At 44.6% G+C, this 3,514-nt stretch carries 6 protein-coding genes; 4 read left to right on the forward strand and 2 right to left on the reverse strand.

Features of this window, described 5'->3' with window-relative positions:
- The coding region (locus tag PHX29_07235) for a hypothetical protein (protein MDD5605676.1) at positions 1–363 on the reverse strand (363 nt) is incomplete at its 3' end.
- A gap of 59 nt (positions 364–422) precedes the next feature.
- Here PHX29_07235 and trxA point away from each other — a divergent pair.
- The 4 genes from trxA to PHX29_07255 are packed head-to-tail and all read left to right on the forward strand — an operon-like array spanning position 423 to position 2,283.
- Positions 423–740, forward strand: coding sequence for a thioredoxin (gene trxA, locus PHX29_07240; protein MDD5605677.1), 318 nt, complete (start codon positions 423–425; stop codon positions 738–740).
- An 18-nt stretch (positions 741–758) separates the two neighbouring features.
- Positions 759–1,442: a cytochrome c biogenesis CcdA family protein gene (locus PHX29_07245; GenBank protein MDD5605678.1), complete on the forward strand. Its 684-nt coding sequence runs from the start codon at positions 759–761 to the stop codon at positions 1,440–1,442.
- Between the two features lie 21 nt (positions 1,443–1,463).
- Positions 1,464–1,967 (forward strand): TlpA disulfide reductase family protein, encoded by a 504-nt coding sequence (locus PHX29_07250; GenBank protein MDD5605679.1) that lies wholly within the window; start codon positions 1,464–1,466, stop codon positions 1,965–1,967.
- Between the two features lie 16 nt (positions 1,968–1,983).
- Positions 1,984–2,283 carry a hypothetical protein gene (locus PHX29_07255; GenBank protein MDD5605680.1) on the forward strand — a complete coding sequence of 100 codons (300 nt, stop codon included), beginning with the start codon at positions 1,984–1,986 and terminating at the stop codon, positions 2,281–2,283.
- A gap of 33 nt (positions 2,284–2,316) precedes the next feature.
- On the opposite strand, the gene PHX29_07260 is transcribed toward PHX29_07255, so the two are convergent.
- A partial coding sequence (locus PHX29_07260) for a tRNA uridine(34) 5-carboxymethylaminomethyl modification radical SAM/GNAT enzyme Elp3 (GenBank protein ID MDD5605681.1) occupies positions 2,317–3,514 on the reverse strand: 1,198 nt, incomplete at its 5' end.

Genomic DNA, 3,514 nt, shown 5'->3' on the forward strand with positions numbered 1-3,514 from the left:
ATCGGCGTTAAAAAACTTGAGACCATTATATTCTGGCGGATTATGAGAAGCAGTTACCATTATCCCGGTATCAAAATCACGAACGGCGTAAGCCAGAGCAGGTGTTGGTAATAAACCGGCATCCCAGAAACTGGCTCCAGAAGCATTCAAACCGGCAGCCAAGGCACTCTTGACAGCAGGCGAACTGGTGCGCGAATCACTGGCTACCACTACCCGCCGATGCGTTGCGCCAACAGACAGCCCGCATTTGAAAGCCAGTTCAAGCAAGCTGCGATCTGCCTTGAAACGAATGCCAGAAGTTCCAAATATTTGCATCACCCGATTGTAACCAGCCTCAGATAGTGATGTCAAACCAGTATTCATTCTTGACACAAGAATGCATAACCTTTACTATTTGAATATCGTTTTAAGGAGGTACATCCATGGTCAAAGAAATCTCTGATGCCAGTTTCGACGAAGAAGTGTTAAAAGCAAAAATCCCGGTGCTGGTAGATATGTGGGCGCCTTGGTGTGGGCCCTGCCGAATGGTGGCTCCTGTTATTGACAAGCTTTCCACGCAGTATGAAGGTAAAATTAAATTCTGCAAGATGAATGTTGATGACAACTCCAGTACTTCCTCGCGTTATCAGGTTATGTCTATTCCGACTATGTTGCTGTTTAAACAAGGTGACGTGGTTGATACCGTCGTGGGTGCCGTCCCAGAGAGCAACTTCAAGGCTAAGCTGGATAAATTGCTCTAATATCATCGGTAAATTCAAATGGAACAAATTCCGTTCATAGCTGCCCTGGGAGCAGGTGTAGCATCGTTTCTTTCGCCTTGTGTTTTACCTCTGGTGCCAGTTTTTTTAGCAAGCCTGGCCGGGCCTGAAGTATTAAACAATAGCGGATATGAGCGAAGAAAGCTTTTTCTCTCATCGTTAAGCTTTGTTGCAGGATTTGGTATCATATTTACTCTGGCCGGAGCGCTGGCGGGATTAATTGGTATTTCCTTAAGCCCAAACTCTATCATAGTGAGGACAATATCCGGCACCGTATTGGTAATTCTTGGTTTATTAATGCTACTGGCAATAAAACTTCCAGTATTAAACTACCAAGCGAGGCTAAACCCACGTTTAGAAAATACCAGTGGTTATATCCGCGCAGCGTTGATTGGAGGGAGTTTTGCATTGGCATGGACTCCGTGCCTGAGCCCAATACTGGGAGGAATCCTAATGCTGGCTTTAAACTCCTCAACCGCATGGCATGGAGCTTTGCTCCTGGCTGTATATTCGCTAGGGCTGGGATTACCATTTGTGGTTATCGGGCTAGCTTTTTCAGCCTTTCATCCCTGGATCAAGCGTATCAATAAATATTCGATATATATCTATGTAGCCAGCGGATTAATTCTTATCGCTGCTGGTATATTGATACTGACTGGCAAACTGGGCTGGCTTTATCTTTAGTAATTAACAGAGTAAGAAAATATGAAAATCAAAATATTTCTAACCACAGTATGTCTGTTACTGTCGGCATTGCCATTAGCTTCCTGCCAACAAGCTTCTATTTCTGCCGGTAAACCAGCACCGGATTTTGAACTCTTGGGCCTGGACGGCGAAACTGTATCCCTGTCTAGCCTTCAAGGACGACCAGTAATGCTCAATTTTTGGGCACTTAGCTGCCCGTACTGCCTAGCCGAAATGCCATATATAGAGCAGGCATGGAATACTTACAATAATGAAGAAAGTAAGTTAGCTGTGCTAACTATCAATGTTCGGGATTCTTCATCTGCCATCAGCAGTTTTCTTGAATACGGTCAGTACTCTTTTACCGTCTTGCGTGATACTGGCGCCCGTGTAGCTAATATGTATAGTGTTGATGGTATACCGGTTACCGTGCTTATTGATAAAGATGGTATAATCCAAGATGTAGTAATAGGGGCTTTCCCCAATTGGGCAAGCCTGGATAACAAGCTGACTAAGATAATTTAGTGAAAGGATTAATCATATGGGCGATATTTTAGACGAAGCATATTCGATCGTACAATGCAAAGACTGTCCGTGGTATAAAGCATGCGTTACCCCAATGCGATTTACCGCCGAAGATATACAAAGGCAAATGCAAGCATCCAACCTGGAAATTACAGGGCAGCAAGATATACAAAATCAGCAATTGATTGCAAGCATGGCAGCGGCAGCCCAAGCCTCTCTGGTAGAAGGCTGCCCGATATTCGTAGAACGTCTGCGCTCAAACCCCAAACTGTCTCAGAGAATTAAAGAAATCATGCAAAACTGGAGCGAAGAATAAACCCCATCATTGCTTCTAAGCTCAACTTACTGGTTATTCTGCCGATAAAGCCTTGCACATATAATTGTGATTAAACGAATACCCAAGTGCCCGGTAATACGGTCTGGCACCAACTCCACTTAAAATATACATATCACGCGCCCCAAATTCACTGGCTGCAATTCTTTCCGCTTCCATAAGCAGCGTTTTCCCAAGACCTTTATGTTGGGCTGATATTTCATCTCTTTCTCCCAACGCTACTTCAGCCCCATAAACGTGCAATTCGCGCACCAAGGCAAATACACCCTTTCTTTCTCCAAATGCTGGAGGGGGTATATTTTGCAGCCTCAACCGTAAAAGACCGAAGAGTGTTTGCTGCTCATCCTCGAATGAAAGGAATATTTCCTGGCCTCCGCTCGCTTTGTAATCCAGCCGCTTAACAGAGGCTTCTCCGCTTTTCCAGCCTTGCTTAATGCGATGACCATATTCCCTGCAACGAATGCAATGGCAACTTTTTCCTTTTTCGATTAGTTTCTTTTGCACTCTTTCGCGAAGAGAGTCTTTCGGTCCTCCGGTTATGTAAACTGAGGGGATATCACGCAAAACCCTGGAAATCCGGGTATAACCCGGAACAATGCTCTTCAAGTCTGCAATCAACTCAATTAGTTCTTCTTCTTCATAAGGCTTATATAAACCCTGTTCCTTCCAGCGTTCAAGTTCGGTGCCGGCAACTACCATTGTGGGATATATTTTTAAGCCATCCGGGCGGAAGCGTTCATCATTGAAAAGCTGTGAAAACAGCTCCAGGTCTTTTTCCCTGGTTACACCGGGAAGGTTAGGCATCCAGTGATAATGCACTTTTATTCCGGTCATTTTTAAGTTCCGAGTCGCACTGACAACATCATTAATGCTATGCCCTCGACGGGTAAGAGTATATACTTCATCATCTATAGTCTGCACACCCAACTCGACCCGGGTAGTTCCAAGTTCTACCATCCATTCAATATGAGCTGGAGTACAATAATCTGGGCGAGTCTCGATACATAAACCAACACACCTGCTTTCGGCTTCCTCATTCAGCCGCTGGGCTTCTTCCAGGCTGGCAGATATTTGCCCATTCAGTGCATCGAAGCAGTTTTTGATAAAATCATATTGATAATCCCGAGGGGAAGAAAGAAAAGTACCCCCCATGATTATCAACTCAACTTTGTCGACGGGGTGTCCCATATTCTTATACGTAGACAGACGTAAT

The sequence above is a fragment of the Dehalococcoidales bacterium genome (assembly GCA_028717385.1).
Lineage (GTDB): Bacteria > Chloroflexota > Dehalococcoidia > Dehalococcoidales > CSSed11-197 > CSSed11-197.

Coding starts and splice junctions, on each gene's coding strand:
- trxA (MDD5605677.1), top strand. CDS start 423: ATGGTCAAAGAAATCTCTGATGCCAGTTTCGACGAAGAAGTGTTAAAA.
- PHX29_07245 (MDD5605678.1), top strand. CDS start 759: ATGGAACAAATTCCGTTCATAGCTGCCCTGGGAGCAGGTGTAGCATCG.
- PHX29_07250 (MDD5605679.1), top strand. CDS start 1,464: ATGAAAATCAAAATATTTCTAACCACAGTATGTCTGTTACTGTCGGCA.
- PHX29_07255 (MDD5605680.1), top strand. CDS start 1,984: ATGGGCGATATTTTAGACGAAGCATATTCGATCGTACAATGCAAAGAC.